The organism is Bacillus sp. FSL W8-0640 (assembly GCF_038007725.1).
GTDB classification, from domain to species: domain Bacteria; phylum Bacillota; class Bacilli; order Bacillales; family Bacillaceae_G; genus Bacillus_A; species Bacillus_A cereus.
In genome coordinates this window covers 3,698,413-3,715,010 of sequence record NZ_JBBOXT010000001.1, presented here as the reverse complement: position 1 = coordinate 3,715,010, position 16,598 = coordinate 3,698,413, and the positions used below count along the sequence as shown (strand labels likewise).

Here is a 16,598-nt window from a genome sequence, read left to right as displayed (position 1 = left end):
AGGTATGAGTAAAATTCGAGTGCATGAATATGCAAAAAAACATAATATCTCAAGTAAAGATCTTATGACAAAACTAAAAGAAATGAATATCGAGGTTTCGAATCATATGACAATGTTAGACGATGAAGTAGTAAATAAATTAGATAATGAATATCAAACTGAAAAACCTTCTGTTGCAGATGAGTTTGAAGTAGAAGAAAAAGTTGTTCGCAGTAAAAAGAACAGCAATAAGAAAAAGAAAAAAGGCAAAGGAAACGAAGACAAACGTCAAGACAACTTTGCTGGTAGACAACAAACTCAAATTGTAGAAACACCAGATAAAATTACTTTCTCTGGAAGCCTTACAGTAGGAGATCTTGCTAAAAAATTAAGCAAAGAGCCATCTGAAATTATTAAGAAGCTCTTCATGCTTGGAATTATGGCAACAATTAACCAAGACTTGGATAAAGATACAATTGAGTTAATTGCTAACGACTACGGTATTGAAGTAGAAGAAGAAGTAATTGTAAGCGAGACTGAGTTTGAAACATTCATTGATGAGCAAGATGATGAAGAGAACTTAAAAGAACGTCCAGCTGTAGTTACAATCATGGGACACGTTGACCATGGTAAAACAACATTACTGGATTCTATTCGCAACTCAAAAGTAACTGCAGGCGAAGCGGGTGGAATTACTCAGCATATCGGTGCATATCAAGTTGAAGTAAACGATAAGAAGATTACATTCTTAGATACACCTGGTCACGCAGCATTTACAACGATGCGTGCTCGTGGGGCACAAGTAACGGATATTACAATCCTTGTTGTTGCAGCGGATGACGGTGTTATGCCACAAACGGTTGAAGCAATTAACCATGCGAAGGCAGCAGGAGTACCAATTATTGTTGCTGTGAATAAAATGGATAAACCAGCTGCAAACCCTGATCGCGTAATGCAAGAACTAACTGAATATGAATTAGTTCCAGAAGCTTGGGGCGGAGATACTATTTTCGTACCAATTTCTGCAATTCAAGGCGAAGGCATTGACAACTTACTAGAAATGATCCTTCTTGTAAGTGAAGTAGAAGAATATAAAGCAAATCCAAACCGCTATGCAACTGGTACAGTAATCGAAGCACAGCTTGATAAAGGTAAAGGAACTATCGCGACATTACTTGTTCAAAATGGTACGCTTCGAGTTGGAGATCCAATCGTTGTTGGAACTTCATTCGGACGTGTTCGTGCAATGGTAAGTGATATTGGTCGTCGTGTAAAAGTTGCTGGTCCATCAACTCCTGTTGAAATTACTGGTTTAAACGAAGTACCACAGGCTGGAGATCGTTTCATGGCATTTGCTGATGAGAAGAAAGCTCGTCAAATTGGTGAATCACGTGCACAAGAAGCGTTAGTTGCACAACGTGGTGAGAAATCTAAATTAAGCCTTGAAGATTTATTCCAACAAATCCAAGAGGGCGATGTAAAAGAAATTAACTTAATCGTAAAAGCAGACGTACAAGGTTCTGTTGAAGCGATGGCAGCATCACTTCGTAAAATTGATGTTGAAGGCGTAAAAGTTAAAATCATTCACACTGGTGTAGGTGCGATTACAGAATCTGATATCATTTTAGCTTCTGCATCTAATGCAATTGTAATTGGATTTAACGTACGTCCAGATGTGAACGCGAAGCGTACAGCTGAATTAGAGAACGTTGATATTCGTTTACACCGTATTATTTATAAAGTAATCGAAGAGATTGAAGCAGCTATGCAAGGTATGCTTGATCCAGAATTCGAAGAAAAAGTAATCGGTCAAGCAGAAGTTCGTCAAACGTTTAAAGTAACAAAAGTTGGAACAATCGCAGGTTGTTACGTAACAGACGGTAAAATTACGCGTGATAGTGGCGTACGTATTATCCGTGACGGCGTAGTAATTTTCGAAGGACAACTTGATACGTTAAAACGTTTCAAAGACGACGTAAAAGAAGTTGCACAAAACTATGAGTGTGGTATTACAATTGAGAGATATAATGATCTTAAAGAAGGGGACATCATTGAAGCGTACATTATGGAAGAAGTGAAGCGATGATTATCGCTTCACTCTCATTCGAGTGTATGATTTACGATGTGCATTCTTTAAAAGAGAAACGTGCAATTTTACAACGTGTGTTAACTCGTGTAAAACAGCGCTATAATGTAGCTGTTTCTGAAGTTGGGCACCAAGATGTATGGCAACGTACAGAAATTGCAGTTGTTTCCGTATCCTCAAATCGTGTTATCTGTGAGAAAGAAATGAATCGTGTACTTGAGTACATCGATTCATTTCCTGAAATTGAACGTACAATAACACATTTGGAATGGTATTGAATGAGGTGAAGAGTTATGAAATTACGTGCGAACCGTGTGGGCGAGCAAATGAAAAAAGAATTAGGCGACATTATCAGTCGTAAAATTAAAGACCCACGTATTGGATTTGTTACAGTAACTGATGTACAAGTGAGTGGTGATTTACAAATTGCTAAAGTATATATTTCTGTTTTAGGTGATGAAGAACAGAAAGAAAATACTTTAAAAGGTTTAGCGAAGGCAAAAGGCTTTATTCGTTCAGAAATTGGCCAACGTATTCGTCTTCGTAAAACACCAGAAATTACCTTTGAGTTTGATGAGTCTATCGGATATGGTCATCGAATTGATACACTTTTACATGAAATTAATAAAGACGGTAAACGTGAAGAATAATGGATAGACATTTGTCTATCCATTTTTTCAATGCAAAATAAGTTTTGGATATTTACTACGAGAGAATTATGATGAGGTGAACATATATGGAAGGTGTAGTATTATTACATAAGCCAAAAGGCATGACATCACATGATTGTGTATTTAAATTAAGAAAGATATTGCGAGAAAAGAGAATTGGTCATACGGGAACATTAGACCCTGATGTAACAGGAGTATTACCAATTTGCGTTGGAAGAGCAACGAAAATTGCACAATTTTTAACAAGTGAAACGAAAACATATGAAGGTGAAGTAACATTAGGGTTTTCAACGACAACTGAAGATGCTTCTGGTGAGGTTGTTGAAACGAAAAATGTAGATCGTACTATTACTCGTAAGGAAGTAGAGAAAGTCCTTGCGGAATTAACAGGCACGATTGAACAAATGCCACCAATGTTCTCGGCTGTAAAAGTAAACGGGAAAAAATTATACGAATATGCAAGAGCAGGGCAAGAGGTGGAACGTCCAGTTCGTACAATTACAATTCATGAATTCATATTACTTGATGATCGTGAAGTTTTTGAAGGAGAAAATATTTCATTCCGTTTCCGTGTAACGTGTAGTAAAGGAACATATGTAAGAACGTTAGCTGTAATGATCGGGGAAAAACTTGGTTTCCCATCACATATGTCGCACCTTATAAGAACGGCATCTGGTGAATTTTTATTAGAAGATTGCATATCATTTGAAGAAATTGAAGAAAACGTGCAAAATGGAACAGTAGAGTCTATCTTCATTTCAATTGATGAAGCATTAAGTAAGTTTCCAAAAATGGTTGTAGATGAAAAGCAAGCAGAGAAAATAAAGAATGGTATGTTCTTAAAAAATGAATTAGAAATAACAGCACCATTTATTACAGTGTTTGATAAAAATGATCGTTGCTTAGCAATTTATGAACATCATCCGAAACATCCTGGTATGTTAAAGCCGATGAAAGTACTTGTGAATAATCAAGAACTAAAGCTATAATGAATTATTGGAAGGATTATTACAGAAAAAGGTGAATTCAAGCGTGAAACTTATTCATTTAACTCATCCACATGAACAAAATAAATTAGAATTACCACCTACTGTAATGGCATTAGGATTTTTTGATGGCATTCATTTAGGACATCAATGTGTAATTCGAACTGCGAAAAAAATAGCGGACGACCGAGGATATAAAAGTGCAGTTATGACATTTCATCCTCATCCATCTGTTGTTTTAGGAAAAAAGGATGCGCATGTGGAGTATATTACACCGATGCGCGATAAAGAAAAAATAGTCGAAAGCTTAGGAATCGATATATTATATGTAATTAAATTTGATGAATCATTTGCAGGGTTATTACCGCAACAATTTGTAGATGATTATATTATTGGTTTAAATGTAAAGCATGTAGTAGCAGGGTTTGATTATTCATATGGACGTTTAGGAAAAGGAAAGATGGAGACTTTACCATTTCATGCAAGAGGGGAGTTTACACAGACTGTGATTGAAAAAGTTGAATTTCAAGAAGAGAAAGTAAGTTCTACAGCATTACGAAAGTTAATTCGAAATGGCGAAATGGAGCAAATTCCATCTATTTTAGGTAGAGCCTATACTGTAGCGGGAACAGTTATACACGGCGACAAACGTGGACGTCAAATTGGTTTTCCAACAGCTAATGTAGGTTTAAGTGATGAGTATTTATTGCCACCTGTAGGTGTTTATGCAGTGAGATTAAAAGTTCACGGTGAATGGTACGATGGTGTATGTAATATTGGATATAAACCGACTTTTAAAGAAGATGAGCGTCAATTATCAATTGAAGTGCATTTATTTGAATTTAACAAAGATATATACGATCAAAATGTTACAGTAGAGTGGCATATGCGTATAAGAGCAGAAAAGAAATTCAACGGTATTGATGAGTTAGTTGAACAAATCGCAAAAGATAAGAAAACAGCCCAAGAATATTTTGTGAGCGAAAAGAATATACTTGCTTTTTCAAATGAAAAGTAGTATTCTATGTTATGTACTTTATGACAACCATTGCTTGGCATTGCGACTCACCGACGCTTGCTAGGTAATTGGGGGTTTAATTAATAGGAGGTGAAATAGGATGGCTTTAACACAAGAGCGTAAAAATGAAATCATTGCACAATTTAGAACTCATGAGACTGATACTGGTTCTCCAGAGGTTCAAATTGCTGTCCTAACGGAGCAAATTAACACTCTAAACGAGCACTTACGTACTCACAAGAAAGATCATCATTCACGTCGTGGTCTATTAAAGATGGTTGGTAAACGTCGTAACTTACTAACTTACCTTCGTAATAGCGATATCACACGTTACCGTGAATTAATCACAAAGCTTGGCTTACGTCGATAGTCAAAGAAGCGGGAATATTCCCGCTTTTTTGTTAGGTAAAAATATATCTTCTACGCTTTATAGCTTACTTAATTTTAGGCAATACTAGAGGTAGAATATTGTGATATACTATCCATTTACATAGAAGAATTGAATACTTTAAATTGAGAGGGGTACTTAAATGAGTCAAGAAAAGCAAGTCTTCTCGATAGATTTAGCTGGTCGCCAGCTAACAGTTGAAACTGGTCAGCTTGCAAAACAAGCGAACGGAGCAGTATTAGTAAGATATGGCGATACAGCGGTTCTATCTACAGCAACTGCATCAAAAGAAGCAAAAAATGTAGATTTCTTCCCACTTACAGTAAACTATGAAGAGCGTTTATATGCAGTCGGAAAAATTCCTGGCGGTTTCATTAAACGTGAAGGTCGTCCAAGTGAAAAAGCAATTTTGGCAAGTCGTTTAATCGACCGTCCAATCCGTCCACTTTTCGCAGATGGTTTCCGTAACGAAGTACAAGTTGTCAGCATCGTAATGAGTGTTGATCAAGATTGTTCTTCTGAAATGGCAGCTATGCTTGGTTCTTCATTAGCGTTATCGATTTCAGATATTCCATTTGAAGGTCCAATCGCGGGTGCAACAGTTGGTCGTATTAACGGCGAATTCGTTATCAACCCAACAGTAGAACAGCAAGAACAAAGTGATATTCACCTTGTTGTAGCTGGTACGAAAGATGCAATTAACATGGTTGAAGCAGGAGCAGATCAAGTGCCTGAGGAAACAATGTTAGAAGCAATTATGTTTGGTCATGACGAAATTAAACGTCTAATTGCATTCCAAGAAGAGATTGTACAAGCTGTAGGTAAAGAGAAATCAGAAGTGAAACTTTATGAAGTTGACGCTGATCTTAACCAAGCTGTACGTGAAATGGCTGAAGAAGATATGCATTCAGCAATTCAAGTACATGAGAAACATGCACGTGAAGATGCAATTAACGAAGTGAAAAAGCGTGTTATTGAGCATTACGAAGCGCAGGAAGCTGACGCTGATACATTAGGACAAGTAAATGAGATTTTATATAAAATTGTAAAAGAAGAAGTACGTCGTCTTATTACAGTTGAAAAAATCCGCCCAGATGGCCGTAAAGGTGACGAAATCCGTCCATTAGCATCAGAGGTTGGCATTTTATCTCGTACACACGGTTCTGGTTTGTTCACTCGTGGACAAACACAAGCATTAAGTATTTGTACATTAGGTGCATTAGGCGATGTGCAAATTTTAGATGGTCTTGGTGTAGAAGAATCAAAACGCTTTATGCACCATTACAATTTCCCATCATTTAGTGTTGGTGAAACTAGACCAATGCGTGGACCAGGTCGTCGTGAAATCGGTCACGGTGCACTAGGAGAACGCGCACTTGAGCCTGTAATTCCATCTGAAAAAGATTTCCCATACACAGTACGTCTTGTATCTGAAGTTTTAGAATCAAATGGTTCTACTTCACAAGCAAGTATTTGTGGTAGTACTTTAGCAATGATGGATGCTGGTGTTCCACTTAAAGCTCCAGTTGCAGGTATTGCAATGGGTCTAGTTAAAACTGGTGAGCATTACACAATTTTATCTGATATTCAAGGTATGGAAGATCATTTAGGTGATATGGACTTTAAAGTAGCAGGTACAGCACAAGGTGTAACTGCACTACAAATGGACATTAAAATCGATGGTCTATCTCGTGAGATTTTAGAAGAGGCATTACAACAAGCGAAAGTTGGTCGTGTGCATATTCTAAATCATATGTTATCTGTTATTCCAGAGCCACGCACTGAATTATCAGCGTACGCTCCAAAGATTATTACAATGACAATTAATCCAGATAAAATCCGTGACGTTATCGGACCGAGCGGTAAACAAATCAATAAAATTATTGAAGAAACTGGCGTTAAAATTGACATCGAGCAAGATGGCACAGTATTCATTTCTTCAATAAACCAAGAAATGAACGACAAAGCTAAGAAAATTATCGAAGATATCGTTCGCGAAGTACAAGTAGGTGAAATCTACGAAGGAAAAGTGAAACGTGTTGAGAAATTCGGTGCTTTCGTTGAATTATTCAGCGGTAAAGATGGATTAGTTCACATTTCTGAACTTGCACTTGAGCGTGTAGGTAAAGTAGAAGACGTTGTAAAAATCGGTGACGTAATTACGGTTAAAGTTATCGAGATTGACAAGCAAGGTCGCGTAAATCTATCTAGAAAAGTATTGCTAAAAGAAGAGCAAGAAAAAGAAGCTGCTAAAGAAGAAAACAAACAAGAGCAGCAATAAGCGAAAGCCAGTTTAACTGGCTTTTTTTGTTATGTAAAAATATGATTTATATATATTTTTATGTCAGTATAGGTATAGTTTTCATTATAACGCTCAAATTAACAAAGATAAGAAGAAAAATGTTTTTTATATAGTTAATTTGGGAGGGTTTATATGAAAGTTCGTATATTGGCATACATATGTATATTTTCTTTATATGTCAGTTTAGGCTCTTATTCTGTTTTTGCACAGGATAACTTATATGAAGAAATTCAAAAGCATGCAAAACAATATGAGATTGCACCTCAAAATGCGATGATTGATAAGATATGGAAAGCAACACCAGGATATAATGGAAGACAAGTCGATATGGAAGCATCCTATAACAATATGAAGAAGCTAAAGGAATTTGATCAAAAACACCTTGAATTTAAGGAAGTATCACCGAGTGTCCACTTAGAAGATTTATCACCTGCTCCAATTTATAGGGGGCATCCGAATAAAAAGATGGTGGGATTAACAATAAATGTGGCATGGGGAAACGAGTATTTGCCTCGTATATTAGAAATATTGAAAAAGCATGATGTGAAGGCGACTTTCTTTTTAGAAGGACGTTGGGTGAAAGAAAATTTACGATTTGCAAAAATGATTGTCGATGCAAATCAAGAAGTCGGAAATCATTCTTATACGCACCCTAATATGAAAACGCTATCGTCTGATGAAATACGAGAGCAGTTACAAAAAACAAATCGAATGATTGAAGCTGCTACGAATCAAAAGGTGAGATGGTTTGCCCCGCCGAGTGGAAGTTTTCGGGATGAAGTCGTGAAAATCGCTGATGATTTCCAAATGGGAACGATTATGTGGACTGTCGATACAATCGATTGGAAGCGACCTGAGCCAGATGTACTATTGCAGAGAGTAATGAGAAAAATACACCCAGGTGCTATCGTATTAATGCATCCTACTTCGTCAACGGCAGAAGCATTAGATACAATGATTAAAAAATTGAAGGAACAAGGATATAAAGTAGGGAATATAACAGAATTACTGGATGAAAAACGTGTGGATTAAATACATTTGCATGACATTCATCCTTAAACTTGTTATCATTAAATAATAGCACTTATTTAGAGAAACTGGCAGTAGGAGGAAAGTTTTTGATTAAAAAATATACTTGTAAAAATGGTGTAAGAATAGTTATGGAGAATATACCAACTGTAAGATCGGTTGCGATTGGTATTTGGATCCATGCGGGATCAAGAAATGAAAATGAAAAAAATAACGGGATTTCTCACTTTTTAGAGCATATGTTCTTTAAAGGGACAGAAACACGTAGTGCACGCGAAATTGCAGAATCATTTGATAGTATTGGTGGGCAAGTGAATGCTTTTACTTCAAAAGAGTACACTTGTTACTATGCAAAAGTGCTAGATGAACATGCTAAATATGCTTTAGATGTATTAGCTGACATGTTCTTTAATTCAACATTTGATGAAGAAGAATTGAAAAAAGAGAAGAATGTCGTATGTGAAGAAATTAAAATGTACGAAGATGCTCCAGACGATATTGTGCATGATATGTTAACGAAAGCAACATATGAAACGCATCCGCTTGGATATCCTATTTTAGGAACAGAAGAAACACTTGATACGTTTACAGGTGATACGCTACGCCAATATATTAAGGATCATTATACACCTGAAAATGTAGTTGTTTCAGTTGCAGGAAATATTGATGAAGCCTTCTTACAAACGGTAGAGCAATATTTCGGTAGTTATGAAGGAACAACAAACCGTGAACAAGTACATAGTCCAATTTTCCATTTTAACAAAGTAGCACGTAAAAAGGAAACAGAACAAGCTCATTTATGTTTAGGATATAAAGGCTTACAAATGGGACACGAAGATATTTATAACTTAATTGTATTAAATAACGTTTTAGGCGGTAGTATGAGTAGCCGTTTATTCCAAGAAGTACGTGAGCAACGTGGGTTAGCTTACTCAGTATTTTCTTACCATTCTTCTTATGAAGATACAGGTATGTTAACACTGTATGGTGGAACAGGTAGTCAACAATTAGATACACTGTATGAAACAATGCAAGAAACATTAGAAACATTGAAAAATACAGGTATTACAGAAAAAGAGCTTATTAATAGTAAAGAGCAATTAAAAGGAAACTTAATGTTAAGTTTAGAAAGTACGAATAGTCGTATGAGCCGTAATGGTAAAAATGAATTGCTACTTCGTAAGCATCGTTCACTTGATGAGATTATCGAAAGTGTAAACACTGTAACAAAAGAAAATGTAGATGGGTTAATTCGTAACATGTTTACAGATGAATTCTCTGCAGCATTAATTAGTCCAGATGGAAAACTTCCAAAAGGAATAAAACTATAATCAACTTTTACGATGTATCTGAAAATAACCTTCTCTCTTTTTAAATGAGAGAAGGTTATTTTTTTTATAAATATAGAATAGGTACTAATTATAGACAATGCAAATGAAAAATTTAGTAGGGGAGTGGAGTGAGTATGCGATTAAGTGAATTAAGCGGTAAAGAGGTTGTAGATATAGAAAAAGCGGAAAAAATGGGAGCCTTAGGTTATATGGATTTAGAGATTAATGAGAAAGACGGACAAATACAAACACTTATAATACCTGTAGGGAAGTGGGGAGGTTTTAAAAAGGAACCACAAGAAGTAAGAGTGGCATGGAGTCAAATAAAGAAAGTCGGACACGATATGCTTCTTTGTGATAGTATAGATCGTTCAAATTCGGAGTGAAGGATGGCCATTTTGGTCATCTTTTTTTGTATCTACATAGAAACCTGATAAATCATATGTGCATTTGGATTTTCAATCACCATAAACTCGTACATTACATATGATGTGGAGGAAAAAGAAAAAGTAGGCACTTTTCTTATAAATGACAGAAAAAGAAGGTGAATTAGGGAATGTTGACTGAGATGCATATTGCTGTCATAGGAGGAGATGCAAGGCAGCTAGAAGTAATTCGTAAGCTAGTTGAATTGGATGCGAAACTTTCTTTGATAGGTTTTGATCAGTTAGATCATGGTTTCACAGGGGCAGCAAAAGAAAGTATACAAAATTTAGATTTCACTTCTGTAGACGCAATTATTTTGCCGGTTGCCGGTACAAATGCCAAAGGAGAAGTAGATACTATTTTTTCAAATGAAAAAGTTTCAATAACGAAAGAACAAATTGAAAATACACCAGAACACTTTACTATATATTCAGGTATTGGTACACCTTACTTGGAAAATCTCGTATCTACTACGAACCGAAAACTTGTTAAATTATTTGATCGTGATGATGTAGCAATATACAATTCTATTCCAACGGTAGAAGGTACATTAATGATGGTAATTCAACATACCGACTATACAATTCATGGGTCCAATGTAATGGTTCTAGGATTTGGTAGAACAGGAATGAGTGTTGCGAGAGCATTTCAATCATTAGGAGCCCATGTCAAAGTTGGAGCAAGACGATCTGAACATATTGCACGTATTACAGAAATGATGTTTTCTCCTTTTCATATGCAAGACATAGAGAAAGAAGTAGGAAATATCGATATTGTAATTAATACGATTCCGCACCTCGTTGTAACAGCGAATGTTATTGCAAAAATGCCAGCTCATACGTTAGTGATTGATTTAGCTTCTAAACCAGGCGGTACCGACTTTAGATATGCGGAAAAAAGAGGAGTCAAAGCATTGCTAGCACCTGGATTACCAGGTATTGTTGCCCCAAAAACGGCTGGGCAAATTTTAGCAAATGTTCTTTCTCAGTTATTAGCAGCAGATGCAATCGCAAAGGAGGAGGAAAAGAAATGAGTTTGAAGGGGAAACGAATTGGTTTCGGATTTACAGGTTCACATTGTACGTATGAGGAAGTTATGCCGCACTTAGAAAAATTAATTGCTGAAGGAGCAGAAGTACGTCCTGTTGTTTCATACACTGTTCAATCAACAAATACTAGATTTGGAGAAGGAGCAGAGTGGATTAAGAAGATTGAAGAAATAACAGGTTTTAAAGCAATTAATTCAATCGTTGGTGCAGAACCACTAGGACCTAAAATTCCACTAGATTGTATGGTAATTGCACCACTAACAGGGAATTCTATGAGTAAATTTGCAAATGCAATGACAGACTCTCCAGTATTAATGGCAGCGAAAGCGACGTTAAGAAATGGCAAGCCTGTCGTATTGGCTGTTTCGACGAATGATGCTCTAGGGCTTAATGGAGTAAATCTAATTACACCAACAAGGTGACGACAAAGCATAAACGCTTATATGTCGCCATCTTGAGGGAGCTTAGGGTAAAGCACAAGTTCGAAATCATCGAGCCTTTGCCACTTTTCCTTTTTATAAACAGCCTTTTCTAAAACCGACTTTAGGAGGCTGTTTTTCTTTTTGGGATCATCTGTTTTAAAGTACAGATCAAGAACATGCTCCACTTGAGGTATTGTATCTTTCTTGACTTTTTCCTTCTTAATTTCTGTTTTAATTTCTTTCTTTAAGTTTTCCATTGTGGAAGTAATTTCAGTAATGCGATCAGAAATTACATTCGATCGCTCTAAAAATATATCGACAGTATAAACGCCGCGTTCTAATAAATCATGTAAATTATTTTTTTGTTTTTGGACATCCACTAATTCTTTTTCAAGCTTGCGTAATGCAGCTTCATTCATTTGAATAACTTGTGTTTCTTTTAATTTGTCATCTTGCTTATGTTTTTCAAAATCAGCTTTATAATTGATGTACCATTCTTTTAATGCCTCGAGTAAACGCTTCTCAATTAATTCAGTATAACTTGATTTGTTTTCACAGCCACGGTGTTTACAATCCATCGTTTCTTTTCGATTCTTCGGATAACGTTGTACCATACTGTAACCACATTTAGCGCATTTAATAATACCAGCCAATGGATTCTTTATTCCGTTCGTATTGTAAGGAATGTGATATCTTGAGTTTAATTTTTCTTGTACTTGCTCAAATAAGCTTTCGGGTATGATAGGTTCATGTTTGCCATCAGCAATAATCCAATCTGATTTATCTTGTCTTGCACAGCTACGTTTCACAGCATCAGGACGTTTTACTTCTTTTCGTTTTTGCCACGTTACTTTTCCGATGTACACATTGTTTTTTAATATATCCAAGATGCTATAAGGATTCCAATCATTACCTAGCTTACTTTTGTATCCAAGATCATTTAACTTGCTTCGGATTGCGTTAGCGCCCATATCCTCATTTGCATACCAATCAAATATCATCCTTACAATAGAAGCTTCTTCTGAATTAATCGTTAAAGTACGTTCTCGCTTATTTAAACGGTATATATCATAACCGAATGGTGCATGTGTACCAAGGTAATTCCCAGCCTCTACACTGGCGACACGACCTCGTTGCATACGTCGTGTAATAATCTTTAACTCCTTACGAGCCATAAACGCTTCAAATTCGCTGTATTCTTCATCCCACTCATCATTAAGGTCATAAGTCTTCCTAGGTGTCATAATCTTCGTATTCGAGCGTTTAAACGTCTCTAAAATGATCCCTTGCTCTTTCATACCACCACGACCTAAACGGTCCATATCCATACAAAGAACAACATCATATTTATTATCTTCAATTTCTTCAAGTAACGCTAACATTTCAGGTCGTTTAACTAAACTCTCACCAGAAACGATTTCCTCACGAACAGCTAAAACATTTAAGTTCATTTCCTTGGCAATTTTCAGCAGGGTAGTCCGGTGCTTTGCTAATGTTTCGCCTTCGCCGCGTGCTTCGGCTTCGAGATCGGCGCGGGATTTTCTTAGATAGATTGCGGTTTTCATATTTAAGCCTCCTTATTATTAGTGATTATACGAGAAGTGGAGAAATAGAAGAAGTAAAGCTAATTAAAAATATAAGAAAAGCTCCAGGAAGGAGCTTAATAAGTTATTTATATTCTTTTTCTATAAATTTTTCGATTTATTTCTTTATTAGTTGCTGAGATTGCAAATTTATTATCCTCATGTTCATTTTCTTGTTCAAGCTCTTTTTCTTTTTCATATTTTAGATAAATCTTAGTAGAAAAGTCGCATAAATAGAATATATCTTTGTCTGTAGAATCTTTAGGGAAACAAACAGTTCTTTTTTCATCAATTATATGTCCATGGATTAACTTTTCAATTTTCATTTTGTCTTCACTCATGGGCTTTATAAGATATTTGATTGGTGACTTTTGAGCATTAATTTTAGAAAGAGTAGAAGCATACAAGGAAACAAGTATTAAAGGTAAGAGTACTACTATAGAAAGGTTATTAAGGTTAATTTTACTATATGTAATTTCGTTAAATGCAAAGGAATAAACTATCAATCCCAATATCAAGTTGCACGTAATTAACCATATAACTATACGAGTAAATGTTTTGAATTTTTTCGCAATCGACGGACTAAAAAATACAATTAAAAGTGAAATGAAAAAAATTATAATTGAACAAAATAGGAACTGTTGGAAAATTCCTGGTTTAGAAATATCAACTTTATTAAATGAATAATTAAAAAATAATCCATTTCCAACAAATAAGAAAGTGATATATATTGAAACTGTTAAAAAATTCCATAATTTCAGGTTTGCTTGTTGAATCTTACTTAAAAAAAGTTTATTTATTTCATCGGTAACGAATACTTGAATGGAACGATTAACTATAAAACCAGTTAGGGTAATCAAACCACTGACAAGTGCAACAAATCCTGGTGGAGATTTAAAAAAACTATCAATCAAAACGAGCAACTGTTATCCCTACTTTCATAATAGTTTTATGTTAATAATTATTGAACAACAACAAATTTTGTGAAGAACGCCTTACGTTTTGCCTTATTATAAACGTATGGATCGTTAAACTTTTTGACCCAAGACTTGTCTTCAACTTTTAAATCTTCAATTTTAAAGCCTAAGTGTGAATTTAATGATTTTCTATCCAAGTTGATATTGTATGTTTTTCCTTCAAATGGAAGAGTCATTTTTACAGTATTCAAATCTGGAAATTGTCTTAGTAATCTCGCAGGTTCACTTACAAACATTTTCTCAATAGCATCTCCAGTTGAAAAATATTGTTTATATAGTTCCTCTGTGACGTTGCTATCTGATTTTGCTGATTTATAAGATGCAAATGAATCATGGAATGTAATTTCAGCTTCTTTATTATTAAGTTTCATATCCTTAATAAAATTGCCACCTCTAATGTTTTGGGCATAGGAAGTAAATTCTTTTTGTTTTTCTTCAGCCTCTTTTTTCTCTTTTTCCTTTTGTTTTTCCTCGGCTTTTAGCTTTTCTTCAGCTTCTTTTTGCTCTTTAGCTTTTTGTTTCTCTTCGTTTTTTTGTTTTTCTTCAGCTTTTTGTTTAGCGAGAATTTCTTGTTTTTCTTGTGGTGTCATGTTCATATTAACTACAATTAATGAAATAATAGATAAAATAAAAGCTATACCTGTAAACTTAAAATATTTCTTAGTGTTTGGTTTCTTTTTTAAACGAAATACCAATGATGTAATTAATAAAATTAAAGTGGCTAGCATTGCTATTGCAAATAGAAATGAGAAAAATATTTTCATTTATGTAGCTCCTAACTTATAAAGTTGTATTTTAAATTCATATTAATGGCTTTTTAAACGAGCAAAACTTTCTGGAATTCCATAGATTTCAGCTATTTCTTGAATTGATAGATTTGTATCTTGATATTCAGAAATCATTTCATCCGGTAATAAGAGTTCGACTGCAAATGTATTTGCTTGGATCTCTAATCGATCTACAGAAAAAAAGGTTTTATTTCTTAAAAATGGAGTATTAGCTTTTGGGTGTAATAGGGCATGTCCTAGTTCATGGGCACACACAAAGCGTTGTGTAGTTTCGTCAATCCTATTATTAATATGAATGAATTTAAAGCGTTTATAGGTGTTGTAAAAACCAAGAGTATTCCCTAGGTCTTCAAACAACACTATAATATCTTTTCGTTTAGCAATTTCAAAGGGGTTTGTTGTGCCGTGTTTTTTTACGATTTTCATTACGTAGTCTTTAATTTTCATTTCTCGCTCCGTTCAATCTTTTTTATACTTGTTTGGAGTGAATTTTTGTTTTGCTAATTGTTTTGCCATGCGCATAGAGTTTTCTAGAGAAATACGAATCATTTCTTTTGTGTGTTCGTCTATTGGTTCTCCGTCAAACATTAAAGCATCTTCGCTATTTTCTAAGTCTTTTAAAGTCTTCTCTAAGTCACGAGCGATATCACGAGTATCTTTTTTGTTTAAATCAGGAAGTGCATTAGACACTCTTGATTCATCTTCTCTTCCTAATAAATAATCTGTTGTTACTCCTAAAACATTCGCTAAATCTTTTAGCATTTCGTTTGAGGGAGTGCTATGACCATTCTCATAGTTACTAATGGTGCCTTTAGTGGTATTTACTTTATCGGCTAATTCTTGCTGAGTGAGTTTACGCGTTTTACGCGTTTCTTTTAGTCTTTGTCTCAACATTTTTAGCACCTCCCGTTAATAAAAAGTACAAAGATATTGTACCTTATATAGATTGATTGTAAAACTTTGTACAAGATAATTGTACAAATGTATTGACGTACAAGAATCTTATACTTATAATAAAAGTACAAAATACTTATACAAGGAGCGAGACAGTGATCAAAAATATCAAATTAATTAGAGCTAGGAAAAAAAGTAAGTTAACCCAACAAGATCTTGCAAATAGAATGCAAGTTACAAAATCTACAATAAGTAATTGGGAAAATGGTTATAGTAATCCAAATCTTGAAAAGGCTATCAGATTAGCAACTATTCTTGGTCGTGATATAAAGGATTTAATTTGAGGTACAAGAGTACAAGAATCTTATACTTTAAGGTGGAAAGTAGGTGGAAAAATGCCATCAACTAACATGGCAGTACCAACAGAACCGTCGCATAAACATATAAAAAGCACTTCAAGAGGTGACACCATGAGCCAACAAGAAGAATATGCGGCGACTTATGAATTTGGAAAAACGAAAGTCCATGTTGTGGCTCCTGAGCCAAAATCGCAAAAGGATATTGATAAAATCCGTCAAGCATATTACAAGGCTGGTTGGGCCATCATCAAAGAGATACAAGTAAAAGCAAACGTTGAGGAATAGTTCCTCTCTTTTTATACGAAAAGTAG

The 16,598-nt window shown here is 35.0% G+C and carries 18 protein-coding genes and 1 pseudogene; 14 read left to right on the top strand and 5 right to left on the bottom strand.

Annotation, left to right across the window (positions count from 1 at the left end; genetic code table 11):
* The first annotated feature begins 4 nt into the window (after window positions 1-4).
* The 12 genes and pseudogenes from infB to dpaB all read left to right on the top strand — a co-directional run.
* Window positions 5-2,065: a translation initiation factor IF-2 gene (infB, locus tag N2V80_RS19060; protein WP_061654411.1), complete on the top strand. Its 2,061-nt coding sequence runs from the start codon at window positions 5-7 to the stop codon at window positions 2,063-2,065.
* Window positions 2,062-2,343 (top strand): DUF503 domain-containing protein, encoded by a 282-nt coding sequence (locus N2V80_RS19055; protein WP_000582367.1) that lies wholly within the window; start codon window positions 2,062-2,064, stop codon window positions 2,341-2,343. Before infB ends, N2V80_RS19055 begins: the two co-directional genes overlap by 4 nt.
* Window positions 2,344-2,358: 15 nt before the next feature.
* Window positions 2,359-2,715 (top strand): 30S ribosome-binding factor RbfA, encoded by a 357-nt coding sequence (gene rbfA, locus N2V80_RS19050; RefSeq protein ID WP_000776437.1) that lies wholly within the window; start codon window positions 2,359-2,361, stop codon window positions 2,713-2,715.
* Window positions 2,716-2,801: 86 nt separating this feature from the next.
* Complete coding sequence (truB, locus tag N2V80_RS19045) at window positions 2,802-3,725, top strand: tRNA pseudouridine(55) synthase TruB (RefSeq protein WP_000399348.1); 924 nt, start codon at window positions 2,802-2,804, stop codon at window positions 3,723-3,725.
* 43 nt (window positions 3,726-3,768) lie between these two features.
* Window positions 3,769-4,740, top strand: coding sequence for a bifunctional riboflavin kinase/FAD synthetase (gene ribF / locus N2V80_RS19040; RefSeq protein WP_000766704.1), 972 nt, complete (start codon window positions 3,769-3,771; stop codon window positions 4,738-4,740).
* A gap of 100 nt (window positions 4,741-4,840) precedes the next feature.
* Complete coding sequence (gene rpsO / locus N2V80_RS19035; RefSeq protein ID WP_001229392.1) at window positions 4,841-5,110, top strand: 30S ribosomal protein S15; 270 nt, start codon at window positions 4,841-4,843, stop codon at window positions 5,108-5,110.
* Window positions 5,111-5,270: 160 nt separating this feature from the next.
* Window positions 5,271-7,409 (top strand): polyribonucleotide nucleotidyltransferase, encoded by a 2,139-nt coding sequence (gene pnp, locus N2V80_RS19030; protein WP_000076737.1) that lies wholly within the window; start codon window positions 5,271-5,273, stop codon window positions 7,407-7,409.
* Between the two features lie 153 nt (window positions 7,410-7,562).
* Window positions 7,563-8,462: a polysaccharide deacetylase family protein gene (locus tag N2V80_RS19025; protein WP_000868232.1), complete on the top strand. Its 900-nt coding sequence runs from the start codon at window positions 7,563-7,565 to the stop codon at window positions 8,460-8,462.
* An 86-nt stretch (window positions 8,463-8,548) separates the two neighbouring features.
* The gene (locus N2V80_RS19020; RefSeq protein WP_000592989.1) at window positions 8,549-9,790 is read left to right on the top strand and encodes a M16 family metallopeptidase; all 1,242 of its coding nucleotides are present in this window, start codon (window positions 8,549-8,551) and stop codon (window positions 9,788-9,790) included.
* A gap of 134 nt (window positions 9,791-9,924) precedes the next feature.
* On the top strand, window positions 9,925-10,176 hold the full coding sequence (locus N2V80_RS19015) for a YlmC/YmxH family sporulation protein (protein ID WP_001239756.1): 252 nt from the start codon (window positions 9,925-9,927) through the stop codon (window positions 10,174-10,176).
* Window positions 10,177-10,346: 170 nt separating this feature from the next.
* On the top strand, window positions 10,347-11,249 hold the full coding sequence (dpaA, locus tag N2V80_RS19010; RefSeq protein WP_000954735.1) for a dipicolinic acid synthetase subunit A: 903 nt from the start codon (window positions 10,347-10,349) through the stop codon (window positions 11,247-11,249).
* A pseudogene (gene dpaB, locus N2V80_RS19005) lies at window positions 11,246-11,671 on the top strand (dipicolinate synthase subunit B); the annotation flags it as partial. The gene dpaA and the pseudogene dpaB, both read left to right, overlap by 4 nt.
* A gap of 32 nt (window positions 11,672-11,703) precedes the next feature.
* On the opposite strand, the gene N2V80_RS19000 reads toward dpaB, so the two are convergent.
* The 5 genes from N2V80_RS19000 to N2V80_RS18980 form a co-directional block, all read right to left on the bottom strand.
* On the bottom strand, window positions 11,704-13,251 hold the full coding sequence (locus N2V80_RS19000; RefSeq protein ID WP_061654409.1) for a recombinase family protein: 1,548 nt from the start codon (window positions 13,249-13,251) through the stop codon (window positions 11,704-11,706).
* A 107-nt stretch (window positions 13,252-13,358) separates the two neighbouring features.
* A complete protein-coding gene (locus N2V80_RS18995; RefSeq protein ID WP_340980387.1) occupies window positions 13,359-14,183 on the bottom strand; it encodes a hypothetical protein in 825 nt (274 codons plus the stop codon).
* 47 nt (window positions 14,184-14,230) lie between these two features.
* A complete protein-coding gene (locus tag N2V80_RS18990; RefSeq protein ID WP_061654406.1) occupies window positions 14,231-15,010 on the bottom strand; it encodes a hypothetical protein in 780 nt (259 codons plus the stop codon).
* A 42-nt stretch (window positions 15,011-15,052) separates the two neighbouring features.
* On the bottom strand, window positions 15,053-15,481 hold the full coding sequence (locus N2V80_RS18985) for an ImmA/IrrE family metallo-endopeptidase (RefSeq protein WP_061654405.1): 429 nt from the start codon (window positions 15,479-15,481) through the stop codon (window positions 15,053-15,055).
* 12 nt (window positions 15,482-15,493) lie between these two features.
* The gene (locus N2V80_RS18980; protein WP_061654403.1) at window positions 15,494-15,928 is read right to left on the bottom strand and encodes a helix-turn-helix domain-containing protein; all 435 of its coding nucleotides are present in this window, start codon (window positions 15,926-15,928) and stop codon (window positions 15,494-15,496) included.
* 155 nt (window positions 15,929-16,083) lie between these two features.
* Here N2V80_RS18980 and N2V80_RS18975 point away from each other — a divergent pair, with 155 nt between their 5' ends.
* Both N2V80_RS18975 and N2V80_RS18970 read left to right on the top strand, forming a co-directional pair.
* On the top strand, window positions 16,084-16,272 hold the full coding sequence (locus N2V80_RS18975) for a helix-turn-helix transcriptional regulator (protein ID WP_061654401.1): 189 nt from the start codon (window positions 16,084-16,086) through the stop codon (window positions 16,270-16,272).
* Between the two features lie 51 nt (window positions 16,273-16,323).
* A complete protein-coding gene (locus tag N2V80_RS18970; protein WP_001141266.1) occupies window positions 16,324-16,572 on the top strand; it encodes a hypothetical protein in 249 nt (82 codons plus the stop codon).
* Window positions 16,573-16,598: the final 26 nt, after the last annotated feature.

Excerpts from the sequence above, each read along its gene's own strand:
- infB (WP_061654411.1), top strand. The coding sequence starts at position 5 with ATGAGTAAAATTCGAGTGCATGAATATGCAAAAAAACATAATATCTCA.
- N2V80_RS19055 (WP_000582367.1), top strand. The coding sequence starts at position 2,062 with ATGATTATCGCTTCACTCTCATTCGAGTGTATGATTTACGATGTGCAT.
- rbfA (WP_000776437.1), top strand. The coding sequence starts at position 2,359 with ATGAAATTACGTGCGAACCGTGTGGGCGAGCAAATGAAAAAAGAATTA.
- truB (WP_000399348.1), top strand. The coding sequence starts at position 2,802 with ATGGAAGGTGTAGTATTATTACATAAGCCAAAAGGCATGACATCACAT.
- rpsO (WP_001229392.1), top strand. The coding sequence starts at position 4,841 with ATGGCTTTAACACAAGAGCGTAAAAATGAAATCATTGCACAATTTAGA.
- pnp (WP_000076737.1), top strand. The coding sequence starts at position 5,271 with ATGAGTCAAGAAAAGCAAGTCTTCTCGATAGATTTAGCTGGTCGCCAG.
- N2V80_RS19025 (WP_000868232.1), top strand. The coding sequence starts at position 7,563 with ATGAAAGTTCGTATATTGGCATACATATGTATATTTTCTTTATATGTC.
- N2V80_RS19015 (WP_001239756.1), top strand. The coding sequence starts at position 9,925 with ATGCGATTAAGTGAATTAAGCGGTAAAGAGGTTGTAGATATAGAAAAA.
- dpaA (WP_000954735.1), top strand. The coding sequence starts at position 10,347 with ATGTTGACTGAGATGCATATTGCTGTCATAGGAGGAGATGCAAGGCAG.
- N2V80_RS19000 (WP_061654409.1), bottom strand. The coding sequence starts at position 13,251 with ATGAAAACCGCAATCTATCTAAGAAAATCCCGCGCCGATCTCGAAGCC.
- N2V80_RS18990 (WP_061654406.1), bottom strand. The coding sequence starts at position 15,010 with ATGAAAATATTTTTCTCATTTCTATTTGCAATAGCAATGCTAGCCACT.
- N2V80_RS18985 (WP_061654405.1), bottom strand. The coding sequence starts at position 15,481 with ATGAAAATTAAAGACTACGTAATGAAAATCGTAAAAAAACACGGCACA.
- N2V80_RS18980 (WP_061654403.1), bottom strand. The coding sequence starts at position 15,928 with ATGTTGAGACAAAGACTAAAAGAAACGCGTAAAACGCGTAAACTCACT.
- N2V80_RS18970 (WP_001141266.1), top strand. The coding sequence starts at position 16,324 with ATGCCATCAACTAACATGGCAGTACCAACAGAACCGTCGCATAAACAT.